Origin of the sequence: Methanogenium sp. MK-MG (assembly GCF_009914725.1) — an archaeon.
Classification (GTDB): Archaea; Halobacteriota; Methanomicrobia; order Methanomicrobiales; family Methanomicrobiaceae; genus Methanogenium.
This window is the reverse complement of the sequence record NZ_JAAAWJ010000032.1, coordinates 1-20027: the sequence shown is the minus strand read 5'-3', so window position 1 is coordinate 20027 and position 20027 is coordinate 1. Positions and strand designations below refer to the sequence as shown.

Below are 20027 nucleotides of genomic sequence, written 5' to 3'. Positions count from 1 at the left end.
AGAACGGAGGTGGGAAGCTCCTGCCATGCATTGTCATGGAAACGCCAGAGGGTGATCGCTGTTGGAAGCACCCCTTCCGCCCTCAGCCATGCAGCGGGCACCCGGAAGGAGAAGGCGGCCCCGCTGACTTCATCGTCCGTCATACCGCTGAGCTGTGCGGAGAGGTACTGGTAGACCGATCCTTCCAGCCCGTCCGGGCCGGTGCCTGCATTGTCCACGGTAAGGAGTATTCGTCCACTCCCTTCTTTCGCGGTGATTGTAACAGTCTGCACCGCAGAGCCGGTGAAGCTGAGGGTTGCGGATTCCCCGGCACTCAAAGCACCCGAAGTCGCCATGTTGGCTGACGCATCCTCATCCGTTGCAGGCAGCGGGTTTTCGTTGAAGTAGCGGGCAACCGGGTTCACTAACGGGCAGATATCGGTCTCTTCTCCGGAAATCGTGAATGGTGTCTCCCCGATGCCGTCATGGGTGGTGTCAGTGCCATTGTAGGTGCTCCAGTAGTTGCCCATGGATTGGGTGAATGCCCGTCCGTAGTACCAGTAGGTTTCCTCTGTCGGGGAGTGCCACACCGGAGTATTTTGGACTGCATCCAGAGACATAGCATCCCATTTGGACATATCGGTCATGCCCGCGAACGCATCGTCAGCATACACATCGCTCAGGAACAGATCATCCCACATATCGCGATCCAATATCCCGTCCATTCTCTCCTGCATTTCGGTGGTGTCTGCGGTGAATGTATCTATGTCTGTTTCTGCATCCCCTTCTGTTAAAACGAAGTCATTGCGGTATACAAAGACATCTCCTCCCGCGTCCGTTCCTTTAATGTCAGGATACCTCGCCCCGGAGAACCGGTTCTCATACACAACAGAGTCGTTTAGTATCATCCCTGCCTGAAACGAACAGTTCTCTGCGGAATTCCCGGCAATGTCCGCCCCATCTGCCCTGATGATCATCATGCCGATGCCGAAATCATTGCACCGGATGATATTGTCAGAGACCAGAAGGTTCCCCATACTTTCGGTATAGATCCCGGCAAGGGTGGCATTCACTATGTTGCCGGTCACTGTCAGATCCTCTCCCATCACGGATTCAATGCCTATCGGGGTATCATCGATTGTATTGCCCGTTATGGTGGTGTTGATGAGGAGCGCTCCCATCACACCCATTCCCCCGGTGATGGTGTTATTTACTATCGCGGTGTCCTCCGCATACATGAATTCGATACCGGATCCCCCATCGTGGCAGAAAATCTCATTGCCTTCTGCCAGCACACCGGATATCTCGTACAATCTCAGGCCGGAATCCACATACGGGCCGAACGAAGAGTCCTGCACAATGATATTTGCCGATTCATATGCCAGCACTCCGTGGTATGCCATGTCAACAGTGACATTATCGACGATGACATCCCGGCATCCGAAGAGGAAGATTCCGTCATTGATGGCCTCCGGGGTAATGTCACGGATGATCATATCCGTGGCGTTCACACAGATGACGGTTCCTGCGTCTGAAGTGGCATCAATGATCTCCCCTGACACGCCCTCCCGGTAGACAACCGGGCGACCGTTCACGGTGACCGTCTCTGCAATGGTATTGCCGGGGTTCTCCTGAAAGTCTGCGTACTCGAGATTGTTGTCGTTGTCATGCACAGCGGTGCGGGAAAGGGAGAGTCCATTGACGAAGCCGATATACAGGCCGTCTTCGTAGCCGGTTATCTCCATGTCGTACAGGGTGGCGTCATTGCCCAGAATGCCGATGCCCCCGCGTGCGGCATCGTTGCCGTCGAACGTGAACCCGGCGATGGTGATATTGTCCGCCTCACATTCCATACCAATGCCATTCTCCGGGGTGGCAAGAACAGGCATCCCCACGCCCAGCAGAGTGATTGGTTTGTCGAGTTCCAGTTCTTCCGGGTATGTGCCGCTTTCAACAACGATCGTGTCACCGGACACTGCGGCATCGACTGCTTCCTGAATGGTCGAATAGTCCAGGGGGACGACGATGGCGGGACTTGTGTGCGCCTTGATGCAGACATTGGTGTCCGGGAATATCGTGGTCAGGTCATCCCATGCGTCCCCGTCCGCACTCACATAACTCTCGCCTGCTTTTGCGGTGGCTTTGGATGAGTAATCCTCAATCGGCTGCTCCACGACAAGGGGGTGAGTATCGGTCGGTGATGAGACTTCAAGGACTACCGAGAATACCTCACCGGGCATGAGGGTGACCGAATCCGGCAGGGTGATGGTGTGGTAGCCGGGGAGGTCGGCGGTGCCGGATGTCCATGCGACCGGTGCGGCGTCGCCCGGCGGTGTGGTGAAGTCGGTGAAGATGGCAACTGTGTAGTCTGTCTCCGGCTCACGGGTATAGAAACTCACGTCGGTGAGCGCTTCATAGCGGTCTGCCGTGAAGACATTGGCTCCATAGAATGTGGTGGACGTGCCGGTACCGATGCTCGTGGTCCAGCCGAGGGGGTCATACTGATAGATCTGTTTGTCAGCATCGGCGGGAACACCGGTGTAGAGCACACCGGGAGTGGAATCATCGTTTCCGCCACCACAATACTGCTGATCATCGTCCCAGAAATGGCCCAGCCTAGGGTCATAGTAGGAGATATATAGGTACCCGTCAGACCCCGGCCACCAGATCCCCCAGCTGTTCTTCAGAATAAAGGCGCCGTCACCCGGTGCCTCAACGGCAAAGTTCTCTTTCGGGAAGGTATCGTCCCACCCGACGAGGATAACTCCATGGCCGCCGTCGATGGCATACTGCTCACCAGGCCAGTAGTAGGTGGTGTAATTATCCGCAAAGCAGGATTCGTTGATGATGAATCCAACACTGATGGCACCCTCATCCATGAGTGTCTGCTTGAAGAGGTCGTTGTCAAGGGGGCCTGTTCGCGGTGGCAGAAAGGTGATGTCACGGACATCCAGAACCGGAGAGAGATCGGTTGGTGAGATGGTGGATGGTATAGGGAGGATGTATGGGTCGGCTGTCTCCTGCACCGGCCCGCTGCCGCGGGTGAGGTAGGCGGTGGACATGAAGTCATTCCCTCCGTCGCAGGGTCCGTAATCAAACCCTTCGGGGTAGAGGTTTGAACAGAGATTCTTCACATTGTTTTCAGAGAAGTTTTCCGCATCCCCGGTGTCGGTGAGATACGTTGACTCCAGGGAGCCGATTGCGGAAAATGCCCAGCAACTGCCGCACCAGCCCTGATCACGGACCTGAGTGACTCTGTTGTCATCGCGCAGATCAAACCGGGCGGGGTATGTCTGTGTGTCAGTATCTGCTTCTGCCGTATATCCATCCGGCCAGATGACGACACCGGGTGCCGGGATAAGTCCGGTCAAAGAATGGTATGTGCCTGTCGCCGTGTAGGAATCCCCGCAGCTGTCGATGGAATATTGGTCGCTGTCATCTGCATCCAGTCCTTCCGTATATGCGACAAATTCCGGGTTGAGCGGTGCCTGTTCGATTGTAAGCGCTGCTGCCCCCTGTATGAGGATGAGGGCAGTGATGAGGAGAATTGCTGAATGTTTTAACGATATGGGTGTCATGGCGTCACCTTGAAATATACATTGAATCTGTCGCCAGAATCAGGTATTAAGGTGCTGGAATGTACCTGTGTCCTGGGACTGCGGGCATGCAACGGACTCTGCGTTCCTGAAAAAATATTGAAAGAAGATTGGGATTATAAAAAAGAGAAGCGGTTGTGGCCGGTTTCTCACGGACTCATTCACTTGTTTTCGTAGTGTTTCCCAAAGAGCAGGGCCGCACCCGCTGCCCCGCCGATGAGCGGGATGAGACCAAGCGGGCTCTCCTGCGGGGTGGTTGTCGGAGTTCCGGTGCCCTCCTCTTCAGGAATGGCGACCGTCACCTGTGGTGCTGTGGCCGTCTCATTCATGGATTCCGTAGTGACAGATACGTCAACCGTATCCGTTCCCACCATCGGCGCCGCAGCATCGATGGTGACGGTCACCTTCTGTCCGTCACCGGCGGCGATGGCAAAGGAGGAGAAACCTGGTGTGGTGGCCTCATAGTACACCCATCCGCCCTCTTCACGGAGAACGGAGGTGGGGAGCTCCTGCCATGCATTGTCATGGAAACGCCAGAGGGTGATCGCTGTTGGAAGCACCCCTTCCGCCCTCAGCCATGCCGCAGAGACCCGGAAGGAGAAGACCGCCTCTGTGATCTCATCATCCGCCATGCCGGTGAGCTGTGCGGAGAGGTACTGGTAAACCGGCCCTTCCAGCCCATCGGGACCGTTTTTGGCCTGATCAACGGTGAGAAGAATTCTCCCGGTTCCCTCTGCTGCGGTGACCGTGACAGTCTGCACCGCAGAGCCGGTGAAGCTGAGGGTTGCGGATTCCCCGGCATTCAGGGCAGGAGATGTTGCCATGTCGGCTGACGGATCATCGCTTCCGGAATCTGGGTTTTTGTCCGGATACCAGGCAAATGGTTTCACCAGGGGGTAGGTGTCATAATCATCTCCGTAAATCGTAAAGGGTGCATCCCCGATACCATTGTGATTCGTGTCAGTGCCATTGTATGTGCTCCAGTAGTTCCCCATGAACCCGGTGAATGGCTGTCCGCGGTACCAGTAGGTCTCCTCTGTCGGTGAGTGCCAGATTCCGCTATTTTGGACCTCAACCATTTGTGCAGCATCCTGTTCTGAGATTTCAGCTATCATGGAGAACGTATCGGCATGGTATTGATCATCCATGAGTGCATCATGCCACGATAATTCATCGTTCCCTCTCCGGTCCACGTGACTCTTTATCTCCTGTCCCCGGGTGTCTGCCCCGGTAATGCGGGTGGTGATACTATCAGCAGCTGAATCCCCCGGTATCAGGATGAAGTCATTGCGGTATACAGAGACGTCTCCATCCGGATTTGGGAGTATGATCTCCGGATATACTGTTCCGGAAAAGGAGTTCCCCCGAACAACGGAATTGTTCAGAATCATCCGTGCCTGTTCTGAGCAGTTTTCTATCGTATTGTCGGTGATCTCTGCCCCGTCTGCTACTATCAACATGCCAGTTCCTCTGTCATTGCATTGGACAGTATTATCAGAGACGGTGGCCATCTCCACGTTTTGAATCCTGATTCCGTATTTGGTGACATCCATCGTGTTGTCGGATATGGTGATCATGTCTGCATCTATGATGTCGATTCCGTATCCTGTGCCACCTTCGATCGTATTTCCGGCCACAATTAACCCGGAGATCTCATTTCCCACCACTCCCATACAGTCTTCATCGCTGCTCATGGTGTTGTTTGTTATTCTAGAGTCATTCCCTCTTAGGAGGGACACCCCTGCACCACCGTACCGGTAGGCAAAATTGTTTCCTGTTGCCTGCAGTCCGTTGGTTTCTTCCGCAAAAATGCCACGATACATGTCCGAACCAAACGAAGAGTCATGCACGGTGATATTCTCCGAGGAAGAAGCCCACACTCCGTCGCTAAATATCTTGTCCGCGGTTACATTCTCCACGCACACGTCCCGGCAGAAGAGGAGGGTAATTCCGTCTCCCATGGCCGTTGTTGTGGTGTCACGGATAGTGATGTCAGTAGAATTTACACAGATGACGGCTCCTGCGTTTGAAGATGCATCGATGGTCTCCCCTGATACACCTTCCCGGTAGATGACCGGCCGGCCGTTCACCGTGACCGTCTCGTCAATGGTGTTGCCGGGGTTTTCGCATCCGTCCCAGTAAATGAGATTGTACGTATTGTCGTGCATTGTGATTGTGGATAAGGAGAGACCCTGCACATCCCTGATATAAAGGCCGAATTTGCAGCCGGTGATTTCAGTGTCAAACAACGTGCAGTCATCTCCTGAGATACCCACGGCAAGGTTTTCCCCCTCATTTCCCTCAAAGGAGAACCCGGAGATGGTGCAGTTGTCTGCCTCAATTTCAACACCAATTCCATCTTCCGGGGTGGCGATAACCGGCATCCCCACACCGAAGAGGGTGATGGGCTGTTCCAGTTCCAGTTCTTCGGGGTATGTGCCGCTCTCCACAATGATGGTGTCACCGTCTGCTGCGGCATTCACCGCCTCCATAATGGTCGGGTAATCCCGTGGCACGACGGTGAGAGGGCTGGTGTGCGCCTTGATGCAGATATTGGTGTCCGGGAATATTTCGGTCAGATCCTCCCAGTTTTCCCCGTCAGTACTCACATAACTCTCGCCGGCCTCTGCGGTGGCGCCGGACGAGTATCCCTCAATCGGCTTTTCCACAACAAGCGGGTAGCCGTCATTCGGTGAGACCACCATAAGGACGACCGAGAAGATCTCTCCGGGGATGAGGGGAACAGTCTCCGGGAGGGTGACGGTGTGGTAGCCCGGCATGTCGGCGGTGCCGTATGTCCAGGCGACCGGTGCGGCATCGCCCGGCGGGGTGGTGAAGTCGGTGAAGATGGCAGCCACATACTCTGTCTCCGGCTCACGGGTATAGAAGCTCACATCGGTGATCTCTTCGTAGCGGTCTGCGGTGAATACATTCGCTCCCATGACAGGGCCGGCAGCGCCGGTGCCGATGCTCGTGGTCCAGCCGAGGGGGTCATACTGGTATATTTGTCTGTCTTCCTCTGCCGGAACGCCGGTATAGAGCGCACCGGGAGTATTGTAATAGGTAAAGTCATAGGGGTTAGTGCCTTCCCCGTTGAAATAGCCGATGGCAGGATCATAATACGATATATAGAAGAATCCCTCGTCTCCGGAGCCGGTGCCCCAGCTGTTTTTGAGGATGAAGGCACCATCACCCGGTGGAGTGACGTTAAAGTTCTCTTTCGGGAAGGTATCGTCCCACCCCACAAGAGTGACCGCATGACCCCCGTTTGGTGCATATTCATCACCCGGCCAGTAATAGGTGGTGTAGTTGTCAGCAAAACAGGACCAGTTCACAGTGAATGCAACCCAGATTGCCCCCTCATTCATGAGCGTCTGCTTAAACAGGCTGTTGTCAAATGAATCTGTCCGCGGCGGGAGGAAGGAAACATCAAGAACATCAATAACCGGAGGCAGATCGGTAGGTGATATGTTGGACGGGTAGGGGAGTGCATAGGGGTCATCGGCCTCCTGCACCGGCCCGCTGCCGCGGGTGAGATAGGCGGTGGACATGAAGGCGACCCCTCCCTTACAGGGCGCATAGTCAAACCCGTCCGGGTACTGGTTGGAACAGAGGTTGTTCATATTATTCTCTGAAAAATTCTCTGCCTCACCGGTATCGGTGAGATACGTTGACTCCAGTGAGCCGTATGTGGCAAATGCCCAGCAGCTGCCGCATTTCCCCTGGTCACGAACCGGGGTGACCCGGCCTTCGTCACGCAGGTCAAAATACCCGGGAAGTGCCGTTTCATCGATCACTGCATCCAACACATATCCGTCCGGCCAGAATGCGACCGCAGGCGACGGGAGCAGACCGGTTGCATAGGGGGCATCCGTTCCTCCCGTCAGGCCTGAGTCCACGCTGTCGATGGAGGACTGGTCAGGACATCCATTATCCATGCCTTCTGTGTATGCGACAAATGCCGGATTGAGTGGTGCCTGTTCAATGGTGAGCGCTGCTGCCCCCTGTACGAGGATGAGGGCGGTAATAAGAAGAATTGCTAATCTGCTGAATGATATGGGAACCATAATACCACCTTAAAATATATGGTGAATTTGTCAGCGGAATCAGGTATTAAAGTGCTGGAATGTACCTGTGTTCTGCGATATGCAGGCCGGTTATGCAATACATGACGTCTCCGGTCCGATGTATCCGGGAGACTTCCCTCCTGTGATGGTGACACAGAGGGTGTGTAAAAAAGATATGGAGATCCGGCTGCTTTCACCAGCCGCGGGTGTATTCATTGAAACAGGGTATGCAGACAATTTTTCCATCCTGCACCCGTGCTCTCTGCTCGGATACCGGTTCCCTGCAGACTGCGCAGGGAACGGAGCGGAAGATGCGGGCCCGTTCCGGCAGCTCTGGTTCGACCTCTTTGCATTCATATATTTCATCCAGAGGGGCGGTGAGAATCTTATCGATCATTGCCTCCCGGAGTGCCTGCATCCGTGCCCGGTCTGCATCCGTGGCAGTGCCTGCGGCCATCCGTGCGTGGATCTCTTCTGTCTCCTGGAAGAATTTTTCCTGACTGAATGCAGGTCTCTGGGCAATGCGTACCGCCTTCTCGCCGTTCCGGAGTATGAAGGTGTAGACCGGTTTGCCGTGGTCACGGAAGATGAGGTTGCCTTTTCCCATCGTGCACCCGGTGATGTACTGGATGGCATCGATCATGCAGGCGTCATTTTCAACAATGGCCACCATCTCCTCGTCCTCTGACCGGCCGGTGTTCAGGCACTCTTTTGCATACTCCGATGCCCGGTATCCGAACGCAAGGCCGGGACAGATATGGCCATGGAATGCGGCCACCTCTTCAAACGGCGGAAGTGTCAGTGTCATCATCTGTTATCTTTGCCTGCCGGAGTGATAAATACCTGTATCAGCCGATGGTGCTGCATAAAATCGTGGATATTATTATCCCGCACGGGCAATGAATTTTGTAATGAAAATAACTCCCTTTTCTTCATATATACTCATGGCAGGTCTCTTTGCCTGCCTTGCCTGTGTCATCATCGCCGCAGGCTGCACCGATGCACAGCCGGAGATGATCGTGGAAGCGAGTAATGTCACCATCACAGACACTGATGCCGCCTCTGAAACAATCTGGTACACCATGACAGTCACGGTTACAAATACCGGAACCGCGTCAGCCACCGATGTTATTATAGGTATTACCCTGCAGACCCCTGATGCCAGCCAGATGTCACGGATGGCTCACGAGAGTGTGGAGTTCGGCACCATCGCACCCGATACTACCTGGACAGAGACGGTGACCATCGTGCTGGAGGCGGGACCGGTGGGATATGCAGACCTCGCCATCGGTGGGGAAAACCCGGTGGTAACGACAAAGACTGAACAGATGGAATATTTATCTCTCCCCTTCTGAAGGGCAGATTTATTTTCCGTCCCTTTTTTTATCCGGCACTCCCAGATAATGGGTATGCCCGTTGTCAGGTTTTATTTCTCCCGTTCCCGAACCACACAAGAGATTGACTATGCAGAGGGGGAGACCTATGCAGACCTTATTCTGCGTTGTGGCCTTATCCCTGACACCGTCCTCATCTTTGCAGGGGACCGGTCTCTCCCCGAAGACGCACCGGTCTGTGAAGGGGAAGTCACGATAGAAGAGACCGCATCACGCGGATAGATACCCGCACAGATCAACAACAATAAAAAAACAGGATATGCCGGGGATTACTCCTCAGCTTTTGGTTTCTTCTCTGCCTTGGGCGGTGCAGGCGGACCCTGCACGAACTCCATGGCAGTCCCGGTGGTCGAAGGGGGATAATCAGGTTCCATAAAAATACAGTCTTTCGGGCAGACCTCTGCACAGACACCGCAGATGATGCAGCGGAGGCGGTCAATCTCCCAGGTCCGGGCCTCACGGTCCACCACTATCGCCTGCGAGACGCAGTGGCGCTGGCAGTTGCCACAGTAGATGCAGTCCTCGATTGCAATGATCACATGCCCGCGGGATATTTCATACTGTTTGGCAGGCGTTGCCGGGTACATCAGGGTGGCGGGTTTGCCCACCAGATTTGCAAGCGCCCGCTTTGTCATGGTAAATATCTGCATATCCTCTCTCACCTCTCCGCACACCCGATACACGGGTCAATGGTCAGCACCACCACCGGCACATCCGCCATCTCGATGCCTTCGAGCATCTTCACCAGAGGCGGGATGTTGGTTAAGGTCGGTGTCCGCACACGGTGCCGGACGATGTTCTTCTTCCCGTTTGCCTTGATGTAGTGCATGCACTCGCCACGTGGCTGTTCGGAGAAGGCGAAATACTCACCATCGGGGTTGCCCTTCACCTTCTCTTCGATGGGGCCGTCCGGCATCTTTGCCACCGCACGTTCGACGAGGTCAACTGCTGCGAGCACCTCCTCTGATCGGACCAGGCAGCGGTCCAGGCAGTCACCGTGGGTGAATACGACCGGTTTGAACCCGAGTTCGCCGTATGCCGAGTAGCCGCTGGACCGGACATCCATGTCACAGCCGCTGCCGCGGGCTGTCGGGCCGACCGCACCGAGATCCCATGCGTCCTCTTTCGAGAGGACACCGAGGCCACGCATGCGGTGGCGCACGGTCTGGTCATGGGTGAAGATGCGGTTTGACTCCTCCAGAAGGGGCCGGATCTTCTTCAGGTGGTCCACCATCTCGCCGAGTTTATCGTCTGATATGTCACGGCGGATACCGCCGACCTTGCACGAGCCCTGAATGACACGGCCGCCGGTTGTCGCTTCCATGTCATCAAGAATCTCTTCTCTCAGGCGCCAGGCGTTCATGAAGAGGTTCTCAAATCCCATTGCATCAGCCGTCAGGCCGAGCCAGAGGAGGTGGGAGTGCATCCTTGAGTATTCCATCCAGATGGTCCGGATGAACTGTGCCCGTGCCGGGACCTCAATGCCCATGATACGTTCAATCGCATTGCAGTAGGTCACCGAGTGGGTAAACGAGCAGATGCCGCATATCCGTTCTGCGATGAGAACATAGTCCTTGTAATCACGTTTCTCAACGAGTTTCTCAAGACCGCGGTGGACATACCCGATGGTGGGGACCGCCTCAACCACCCGCTCATCTTCCAGCACCAGATCCAGGTGGATGGGTTCGGGCAGCACCGGGTGCTGGGGCCCGAACGGCACAACGATTTGGTTGCCCATTACGCATCCCCTCCTTTCTTTACCTTGGTGACAGGAGGCGCGTTTTTGAAGGGCGACGGGATTCGTGTCTCGATGAGATGACCCTGGAAGTCAACGTTTATATCCGTCACCGTCAGGCCGAAGAGGTCATGGATCTCGTTTTCATATATGAATGCCCCCCAGTATATGCCGGAGATGCTGGGTATCTTGTCACCGTCGTTGACCGTGATGCGGAGACTCTCAAAGTCCCACGACGTCGTGAAGGTATAATTGATTTCATAGCAGTCCCCGAGAGGGGTGCAGCCGATCTGTACCAGCCGGTGCCCCTTCTCGTGACACTCCCCGGTCTTCTTCAGGAGGTCTGTGACCGCAATCTCTGTTATGGTATGTTTCTGTTCGATCATTGTTTTTTACCTCCTTTCTCTGCCATCTTTGCCCGTTTCTCTTCGAGAATACCAAGGGCACTGACGACGCCGTCGATGATGGACTCGGGCCGGGCCGCACATCCGGGCACATAGACATCGACCGGGATGACCTTGTCAACCCCGCCCATGATGTTGTAGCATTCCCGGAACACACCGCCGGTGGCGGCACAGATACCTATTGCGACCACGACCTTTGGGTCAGGCATCTGTTCATAGGTGTTCTTCACCACTGCCCGGCTCTGTTCGTTGATGCCGCCTGTTATAAGGAAGACATCGGCGTGTTTCGGGTTGCCGGTATTGACAATCCCGAACCGCTCAAGGTCATAGAGCGGAGTGAGGCAGGCGAGCACTTCAATATCGCAGCCATTGCAGCTGGACCCGTCGTAATGGATAATCCACGGAGATTTTGTAATATATGACATTTTTTCAACTCACCTCCTTACATCAGGGCAAGGACCCCCAGGTTGACTGCACCGGCAACGAGTGCCACGAGCCATGCACTCCTGAGCATCACCTGCCAGCGTACACGTGTTGTAGTGTTGTCTACCAGTATCTCAATGAAATAGACGATGATGACAACAAGAAGACCGACCCATGGCATGGAGGCAAAGAAGAGCCAGACGATGCCTAAGAAGAATACTGTCTCATAAAGGTGTGCAATCTCGACCATGCCCAGAGTGGGGCCGGCAAACTCTGTTGTAAGCCCCTTCACCAGTTCCTGGTGGGCATGGTGCGAGGTTGCAAGGTCAAAGGGTGACTTGCGCAGTTTGATGGTGAGCACATAGACGATACCCACAAAGATGAGCGGTATGGTCATGAAGATGGGCTCAGGCCACAGGGCGATGTCTTTGACAGCAAAGGATCCGGTGGCCATATAAAACCCGGTGGCCGCAAGAATCAGCATCGGTTCGACTGCCATCAGCTGCAGCAGTTCACGTTCCGCCCCGATATGGCTGTAGGGGGAGACTGCCGCATAGGCTCCCAGAATAAGGAAGACATGGGCGAGTGTCAGCGCAAATATGACGAGCAGTATGTCACTGCCGGAGAAGAAGAGCGCTCCGGTGAAGACGACAAATATCAGGTACGAGAAGATGTAGAAGTTCACCTCGTTTCGTACGACCGCCTTCTCTTTTTCAAAGAGTTTGAAGACATCATAAAGTGGCTGGAGCACCGGCGGGCCGACACGCCCCTGCATCCGGGCGGTGACCTTCCGGTCGATACCGCCGATGAGTGCACCGATGAAGGGTGCAAAGATGATGAACCCTATTGCAAAGATGATTTCTGTAATCATATGATCACCCCCATGAGGAGCATAATTAACATCAGGGCAATGAATGCGATGCACAGGCCGTTGCCGATATGCGAGAGGCGCTGTTCACCAAAGTAGTCAGCAAGATAGTAGTTGCCGAGTGCCACCGGGCGCTGCACGCCGATGCTGCCTTTGAAATGCATGTCAGGAGTGGACGGCCGCCCGCCCACGTAATGCGGCAGAATCTTGCGGTCTTTCCTGAAGTGGAAGAGTGAGAGCGGCATCACCAGTACCATGAAGACCATCATCACCATGATGATCGTGTTGGCCTGGCCGAGGGTCGCTGCCATGCCGTAGATGCTGAAGACATAGGGCACCACCAGTTCTGAGGAGAGCAGGGGGAAACCGATACAGACAGCGACCATCAGCACCGTGAGGGGCACGAGGGCAGTGTATTCATGGGAGGATATCTTCACTTCCATGGGTTCGGGTTTCCATGCGACCGCCACCAGTTTGCCCAGCCATTTGGTCCAGAAGAATACCGTCACCGCACTGCCGAATGCCAGCAGGAGAATGAGGATGAAGCCGTACTGGGCATCAATGAATGCTAAGAGGGCCGCCCATTTTGATATGAGCATTCCGAAGGGGGCAAGGAACATACCGGCGATGCCGATGATCATCATCAGCCCGAGTGTCGGCAGACGGCCCACAAGACCCGTCATGTCCTCAATGTCCCTGCTGCCGATCTTGTGCTCGACCGTACCCACAGAGAGGAAGAGGAGGGACTTTGCGACCGCATGGAATATGATCAGCAGTATGGCTGCCCAGACCGCCGCATAGGTGCCAATGCCCGCACAGGCGACGACGAGGCCAAGGTTTGCAATCGTTGAATATGCAAGGACCTTCTTTGCATTGGACTGGGATATCGCAATGCCCGATGCAAGCAGGAAGGTCACGCCGCCCACAAGGGAGATGATGTAGCCGACCATGCTTGCATCATAGATGGGGGCAAACCGGACGATGACATAGACACCTGCCTTTACCATCGTACTGGAGTGCAGGAGTGCCGATACCGGGGTGGGTGCAACCATTGCACCGACCAGCCATGAGGAGAAGGGCATCTGTGCCGCCTTGGTAAGACCGGCAAACCCGATGAGGGCTGCGGGTATCATGGCGACAGCAGGGCCTGCTGCAATCAGGGTGTCCATCATGATCAGGCTCCCTGAAGGGTCGGTAAGCCCAATCCAGACAAATGTGGCTGCAAATCCGAGACCGCCTGTCAGATTGAGGAGGAGGGCCCAGAATGCATTCTTTCGTGCCTGTTCGTCCCAGCTGTATCCAATCAGAAGGAAGGAACAGAGTGTGGTCACTTCCCAGAAGAAGAAGAGCCAGAAGAGATTATTGGAAAATACTACCCCATACATTGCCGCAAGGAAGACAAAGAGCAAAGCAAAGAACCAGCGCCGTTTGTCAGGCATGTCATCATGGTGGGCGTGATAGTCACGCATGTATCCGACCGAGTAGATACAGATCAGGCTGCCGATGATGCCGATGATCATCGCCATGATGATGGAGAACGGGTCAATGAAGAGGTTGTTCAGTGCCGCGGTTTCATGGATGAGTGACTCAGCATAGAGTACCACTCCCAGCTGGACCACAACCAGCCCGGCAATGAGATATTGCCGGTATTTCGCGGCGAGATACAGGAGGCCGGCGGATATGATGACTTCAAGTCCGGTCATGATCTGGGAGATCATGCCGGAGTTGATATCGAAATATACCGTCCCGGCCCCCGCAAACACTACAAACAGATACAGTGTCGCAACGATTATTATCGCCGACACAACTACCACAATTGTATCTCTGAGGCGGCTGTTCGGTAGGATACAGAACAGTAATGCCGCCAGTGCAGGGAAAAGAATCAGGAATACCAAGAGCTCCATGCTATACACCTCTGTGTGAATGATTGAGAATTAATCATTATTTATCATTGTCATTATGCTAAACCGTGCAATTATGCGTTGAAATCCTGTTTATGACATTACAATGTCTTATATCTGGCAGTATAATCCCCCTCCGGTCACGGCGGGAAGGGGGATGGTGCCATCTCCTGCGAGGTAATTTTGTAATCAGGTGCGCGGCAGATATATAATGATTGTTTGTCGTGGCAGGTGGGAAAAGAGCACCTTAAGCGGTGTGAATGTCAAAAAAAGTGTTTATTGTTTTTTACATGCCCATCTGGGATGCGTTCTTTGAGATCATCATGTCGTCGACACGGATGACGAGTGCAGCGGTCTCGGTCGCTGACATAATTGCCTGCCGCTTGACACGGGCGGGCTCTATGACGCCTTCCTCATACATGTCAACAATCTCTCCTGTGAAGACATTCAGACCTGCGTGATTCTCACCGTTTGCATGTGCGGTCTTGAGGGCGACCATCTTGTCGATCTGGTCAAAGCCTGAGTTCTCCGCGAGGGTGTATGGGATAACCTCAAACATCCGGGCGAATGCCTCGATTGCGAGCTGGGTTCTGCCTTCCTGTGTTGCGGCAAATTCGCCGATCTTCATCATCAGTTCAATATCGATGGCAGCGCCGCCGACAAGGTACTCTCCGTCTTCGAGGGAGTCCATCACGACACGGACTGCGTCATAGACGCCGCGTTCGAGTTCGTCGACGAAGACCTGTGAGGTGCCTTTCAGAAGGATGCTCACGGTCTGCGGGTTCTTGCACTCGGTGATCCGGGTGATGGTGATGTCCTTCATCTCCTCGATGAGGCCTGCCTCGCCGAGCATCTCTTCGGTCAGTTCCTCGGGCTTGTTGACGATGGTTGCGCCGACCGCACGGGCGAGTTTCTTCATGTCGGATTCAGGAACGTCCTGAATGGCGATGACGTTCTCCTTTGCAAGGTAGAACTGGACTGCGTCTGAAATGCCCTTCTGGCAGAAGAGGGTGTTGGCGCCGGAGGCAACGACCGCTGCTGCAATGCTGCGGAGGGTCTCGTTCTCCTGTTCGCTGAAGGCTTCCATCTGTTCTGCGGAGGTGATCTTTATTTTGGACTTCACCTGGGTCTTTGTTACCTCAAGTGCCTGGGAGAGCATGGCAATCCTTGCCCCTTCGAGTCTCTTCGGCATGGAATGCTGGACACGGGTCTTGTCAAGGAGGAATCCCCTGAGCAGTTCCGCATCTTCCATGCTGTCGCCGACCATGGTCTTGATCTGGACGTCGTCCTCGTCAACCCTGTACTTCCCGTCTTCGTCCTTCCGGGCGACGGTCAGCACAGCATCGACAACAATGCCGGTGATCGTGTCTTTGGCATCTTCGATGGACTTTCCGGTGACTGCAGTGCCTGCGACCTTGATGAGCATGTCGCGGTCTTCCCCGTCGGCCCTGATGGCCTGCTCATCAATGATCTCCAGTGCCTTCTGCATACCGAGACGGTATCCGTTTGCGATGACCGTCGGGTGGATCTTCCGGTTGATGAGGGCTTCTGCCTGTTCCATCAGGCCGCCGATGAAGATGGTTGCGGTGGTGGTGCCGTCGCCGACTTCATTGTCCTGCGTCTCGGCTACCTCGATGACGAGTTTTGCCGCCGGGTGTTCTACCGACATCTCGTGAAGGATGGTAGCGCCGTCGTTCGTGATGACTACATCTCCTCCTGACTGGGAGACCATCATCTTGTCCATTCCGCGTGGCCCGAGTGTGGTGCGCACGGCTTCAGCGATTGCTTTGGCCGCCATAATATTGGATCTCTGGGCTTCGTTTCCGCCAATGCGCTCAACATTGTCCCTTAGTATAATGATTGGCTGTTCCGCTAACATAATGCAGATGCTCCTTAATGCGTCATAAAATTGGATTTGTAATTCTATATAGTTGTTGTGTTTGCATGCTGAAATGGCCGGTTACCCGGAACATTGCAGATCAACTTATTCTGTTTACGTACAAACTTCCGGGGATATGTAATCTACCTGTATATCCCGTTTCAGTCAGTGCGTGATACCTGGAACAGGCTGAAGACCGGGACCCCGTCTATTTCTTTGATATTCTTTTTATTGAAGAGGACACAGACGGCTTCCGGCACCGCCCCGTGGTTTACGAGATGGCTGATGATATCTTTCATCGTGTTGCCGGAGGTGATGACGTCATCTACGATGAGACAGTGTCTGCCCTGCACCTGTGCGAAGTTGCCGGATATGGAGCCGATTGGGTTCTCTCCCTGTGCATGCTTCTTCGGGTGGTACATGGTGAACTGTGCCCCCTCCTCTGCTGCGATGATCGTGGCGAGGGGAATGCCCGAGTGGGCGACTCCCACGACCAGCTCCGGTGCCGGGATATCGGCGGGGGTGCAGTCCCGTGCCTCCGCCTCGCCGTAGTAATAGCGTTTGAGGAGGAGCAGGGCCGCGTCGCGCAGCATATCCGCATTTCCGCCGACGACTGTCCAGTTGATATGGATATCCTTCGGTGCCTCGGTGTCCTTCTGCTGGGTGAGAAGCCAGGTCACAGTCTCCATTGAAAGAGAGAGTTCATCCGCGATCTGGCTGGGACTGTGGCCCTCGGCATGTAGCAGTTTTGCCTTTCCTATAAGTTCATCAAGAGAAGACATCGTGATTACATATTCTCCGGGAAGAGGCTAATACTTTTTTCCGGACTGTGCCCGCCGAATATCTGCACCGCATATCCGGCACTCGCCGGGACCCGACCAGAAGCGCCCGCATCCGGTGCAGCGGTAGCTCCACTTTCGTTTTTTTGCCCGCCGCTGCAGGATGGGGATGACCGGTATTCCCATGCGCTGTGCCGTGTTCTGCACCGCAAAGTCGTCGGTCATGACCGCTGCGTTTAGTTCTGCTGCAAGAGCGAGGATGCCGGTGTCGGTCTCCGAGAGGACGGTTACGTCCCCGCTTTTCCGGGCGGCAACAGTGACCTCTGCCCGTGCAGCAGGGCCGGGTGCATGGACGCGGAGGCCCTGCTCTTCGAGCAGGGCAAGACGCATCCGGGCCGCCTGCGTCTTTACTTCGCCCACTACGTCAGGGGTGGTGTAGCATTCACCTGTGACCGGGAGATCTGCAAAAAAAACTGATGCATCGAGCACCACCCGTTTCTTCTCTTCTTCGTCCATTATTTTTGTATGGCCTCGGCAATCATCCCTGCCGCGGAGTAGGCGGATGCCGCCGATTCGATGGTGTCAGAGGCTGCGACCGATGCCAGACCCGCTGCCGTGAGTCGGGCAAACCCGCCGGAGGCAAAGACCCCGTGCACGCAGGCGGCATGCACCGACCGGGCACCGCCGTCTTTGAGCATCCCTGCTGCGGTCGCAAGGGTCCCGCCGGTGGATATGATGTCATCGGTGATGACGATGTCACGCCCGCGGGCGTCAACAGACGTCGGTGCTATTCTGACCTCCTCGCCGGAGATGCGGGTCTTTGAGAGGTGGTCGGTCTCCCATCCGCCGTTTTGGGCAATCTTCGCTGCAAATGCGGCTGCCCCTTTATCCGGTGCAAGGATGAGGGGGTCGTTGCATCCTAAGCCTGCTACCCAGCGTGCCATCTCCGGTGCCAGACTGATGTCTTCTGCCGCTGCCCGGAAGTGGGAGAGCACCGAGGATTCGTGGATATTTACCGTAATGACGCGCGAAACGCCTGCGGAGAGTGCCCGGGCAACTGCACGGCTGCTCACCGGTTCCCCGTCATTGAACCGCTTGTCCTGCCGGGCATATCCCATATACGGCAGAACGAGGGTGATGTCACTTCTGTCACAGGCATCGATCATCAGCAACAGCTGGACCAGAGACCGGTTGTCAGCGGTGCTTGATACAAGCAGGGTTTCTCCGTCCAGGGTGCCTGTTTTCAGGTATAATTCTCCGTCAGGAAATGCTTTAAATTGTGAATAAACAAGCGGCAAATCAAGTGCTTTTGCAACCTTTGAGCCCAGAATCTGGGATTTTTCTGTACATACTACCTTCATCTGGATTACCTGTATTAGAAATTACTTAAAGTATCAGTATTAGAAAGTACTTAAAGCATCAGAATAGATTATTAAAGCACTACCGGTCACATGGTGAGGGCCTGATAACGATATGACTAATTCAACAGATACAATACCAGAAGACTCCGGCATTGCACCGGACACGGTCCCGGCCGCTACGGGGAGACCGGAGGTGCCCGATACCGGGGCAGAAGAGACAGGCAGCGCAGGTGCAGACGCCCCTGCCGCCCCTGAAGCGGCTCCGGTTTCGCCCGGTGAAGTGGCAAACTCCGGTGAAATCCCGGTCCCCGAGAGCCTTATTGATCAGGTGATTGGCCAGGAACATGCGGTCGAGGTGATGCGCAAGGCAGCCACCCAGCGCCGCCATGTCCTGATGATCGGGACTCCGGGCACCGGCAAATCGATGCTCGCGAAGGCGATGGCAGAACTGCTCCCGAAAGAAGAGCTGCAGGATATCCTCATCTACCCGAACTCAGAGGATCCGAATGAACCTGTGGTCAGGACGGTTCCGTCCGGCAGGGGAAAGGAAATAGTGGGTGCCCACAAACAGGAGGCTCAAAAACGCACCAAGACGAGAAGCATGCTCATTATGCTCCTCATCTTCGGCATCATGGGCTATGCCTTCATCTCCGGGCAGCTGCTCTTCGGCATCATCGCGGCAGCCTTCATCTTCATGGCGATGCAGTACTCGCGCCCCAAGGAGGAGGCGATGGTCCCCAAGCTCCTCGTCTCCACCAAGCCCGATTCCATCGCACCCTTCCTCGACGGCACCGGTTCACACGCAGGTGCCCTCTTAGGTGACGTCCGCCACGACCCGTTCCAGTCCGGCGGGCTGGAGACACCGGCCCACGACCGTGTCGAGGCCGGTGCCATTCACAAGGCGCACAAAGGTGTGCTCTTCATCGATGAGATCAACACTCTCACCCCCCACTCCCAGCAGAGCCTATTAACCGCCCTGCAGGAGGGAGAGTTCCCCATCACCGGCCAGAGCGAGCGCTCAAGTGGTGCCATGGTCAGGACAGAGCCGGTCCCGTGCCGGTTTGTGATGGTGGCGGCAGGCAATATGGACGGTGTGCAGGGGATGCACCCGGCACTCAGGTCCCGTATCCGCGGCTATGGGTACGAGGTCTATATGCAGGAGACGATGCTCGACACGCCGGAGAACCGCGACAAGTTCATCCGGTTCATCGCCCAGGAAGTCAGGAATGACGGCAAGATCCCGCACTTTGACCAGAGTGCGATTGACGAACTCCTGCTCGAGGCACGCCGCCGGTCCAACCGGAAGGGGCATCTCACCCTCAAACTGCGTGACATGGGTGGTCTCATCCGTGTCGCCGGTGATCTGGCCCGGCAGGAAGGAGCGGAGATTGCCACTGCAAAGCATGTGCTGGACGCAAAGAGCATGGCCCGGTCCATCGAGGATCAGGTGTCGGACGAGTACATCCGCCGGTCCCGTGAGTATGACCTCACGGTGGTCGAGGGTGCCGAAGTGGGCCGGGTGAACGGCCTTGCCGTGATGGGCACCGACTCCGGGTCTGTGCTGCCCATCGTGGCTGAAGTGACCCCGACCCAGGGCGCCACCGGCCAGGTGATTGCCACCGGTCTCTTAAAAGAGATTGC

16 protein-coding genes are annotated in these 20027 nt (G+C 55.3%); 3 read left to right on the top strand and 13 right to left on the bottom strand.

Translation table 11 applies throughout. The features are described from left to right. The 3 genes from MKMG_RS06435 to MKMG_RS06425 form a co-directional block, all read right to left on the bottom strand. The coding region (locus tag MKMG_RS06435) for a lectin like domain-containing protein (RefSeq protein ID WP_165076711.1) at positions 1–3557 on the bottom strand (3557 nt) is incomplete at its 3' end. 179 nt (positions 3558–3736) lie between these two features. Next, complete coding sequence (locus MKMG_RS06430) at positions 3737–7642, bottom strand: lectin like domain-containing protein (protein WP_165076710.1); 3906 nt, start codon at positions 7640–7642, stop codon at positions 3737–3739. Positions 7643–7835: 193 nt separating this feature from the next. Then, complete coding sequence (locus tag MKMG_RS06425) at positions 7836–8453, bottom strand: FmdE family protein (protein WP_254059109.1); 618 nt, start codon at positions 8451–8453, stop codon at positions 7836–7838. 100 nt (positions 8454–8553) lie between these two features. Between MKMG_RS06425 and MKMG_RS06420 the strand changes: the two genes are divergently transcribed. Both MKMG_RS06420 and MKMG_RS06415 read left to right on the top strand, forming a co-directional pair. Beyond that, positions 8554–8997, top strand: coding sequence for a hypothetical protein (locus MKMG_RS06420; protein WP_165076709.1), 444 nt, complete (start codon positions 8554–8556; stop codon positions 8995–8997). A gap of 54 nt (positions 8998–9051) precedes the next feature. Continuing rightward, positions 9052–9258 carry a thiamine S protein gene (locus MKMG_RS06415; RefSeq protein WP_165076708.1) on the top strand — a complete coding sequence of 69 codons (207 nt, stop codon included), beginning with the start codon at positions 9052–9054 and terminating at the stop codon, positions 9256–9258. Positions 9259–9305: 47 nt separating this feature from the next. On the opposite strand, the gene MKMG_RS06410 is transcribed toward MKMG_RS06415, so the two are convergent. From MKMG_RS06410 to MKMG_RS06365, 10 genes are all read right to left on the bottom strand, one after another. Beyond that, positions 9306–9686, bottom strand: coding sequence for a 4Fe-4S dicluster domain-containing protein (locus MKMG_RS06410; protein WP_165076707.1), 381 nt, complete (start codon positions 9684–9686; stop codon positions 9306–9308). Between the two features lie 8 nt (positions 9687–9694). Next, a complete protein-coding gene (locus tag MKMG_RS06405) occupies positions 9695–10774 on the bottom strand; it encodes a nickel-dependent hydrogenase large subunit (RefSeq protein WP_165076706.1) in 1080 nt (359 codons plus the stop codon). Continuing rightward, on the bottom strand, positions 10774–11157 hold the full coding sequence (locus tag MKMG_RS06400) for an NADH-quinone oxidoreductase subunit C (protein ID WP_165076705.1): 384 nt from the start codon (positions 11155–11157) through the stop codon (positions 10774–10776). Before MKMG_RS06400 ends, MKMG_RS06405 begins: the two co-directional genes overlap by 1 nt. After that, a complete protein-coding gene (locus MKMG_RS06395; protein ID WP_165076704.1) occupies positions 11154–11600 on the bottom strand; it encodes an NADH-quinone oxidoreductase subunit B family protein in 447 nt (148 codons plus the stop codon). The genes MKMG_RS06400 and MKMG_RS06395 overlap by 4 nt, the downstream gene beginning before the upstream one ends. Positions 11601–11617: 17 nt before the next feature. Next, the gene (locus tag MKMG_RS06390; RefSeq protein WP_165076703.1) at positions 11618–12469 is read right to left on the bottom strand and encodes a complex I subunit 1 family protein; all 852 of its coding nucleotides are present in this window, start codon (positions 12467–12469) and stop codon (positions 11618–11620) included. After that, positions 12466–14370, bottom strand: coding sequence for an NADH-quinone oxidoreductase subunit L (locus tag MKMG_RS06385; RefSeq protein WP_165076702.1), 1905 nt, complete (start codon positions 14368–14370; stop codon positions 12466–12468). Before MKMG_RS06385 ends, MKMG_RS06390 begins: the two co-directional genes overlap by 4 nt. Before the next feature lie 283 nt (positions 14371–14653). Beyond that, complete coding sequence (gene thsA / locus MKMG_RS06380; protein ID WP_165076701.1) at positions 14654–16246, bottom strand: thermosome subunit alpha; 1593 nt, start codon at positions 16244–16246, stop codon at positions 14654–14656. Between the two features lie 161 nt (positions 16247–16407). Next, positions 16408–17028 (bottom strand): orotate phosphoribosyltransferase-like protein, encoded by a 621-nt coding sequence (locus MKMG_RS06375; RefSeq protein WP_165076700.1) that lies wholly within the window; start codon positions 17026–17028, stop codon positions 16408–16410. Positions 17029–17055: 27 nt separating this feature from the next. Continuing rightward, positions 17056–17541, bottom strand: coding sequence for an NOB1 family endonuclease (locus MKMG_RS06370; RefSeq protein WP_165076699.1), 486 nt, complete (start codon positions 17539–17541; stop codon positions 17056–17058). Continuing rightward, positions 17541–18386, bottom strand: coding sequence for a ribose-phosphate diphosphokinase (locus tag MKMG_RS06365; protein ID WP_165076697.1), 846 nt, complete (start codon positions 18384–18386; stop codon positions 17541–17543). Before MKMG_RS06365 ends, MKMG_RS06370 begins: the two co-directional genes overlap by 1 nt. Before the next feature lie 112 nt (positions 18387–18498). On the opposite strand from MKMG_RS06365, the gene lonB reads away from it, so the two are divergent. Beyond that, on the top strand, positions 18499–20027 hold a 1529-nt coding region (lonB, locus tag MKMG_RS06360; RefSeq protein WP_165076696.1), incomplete at its 3' end, for an ATP-dependent protease LonB.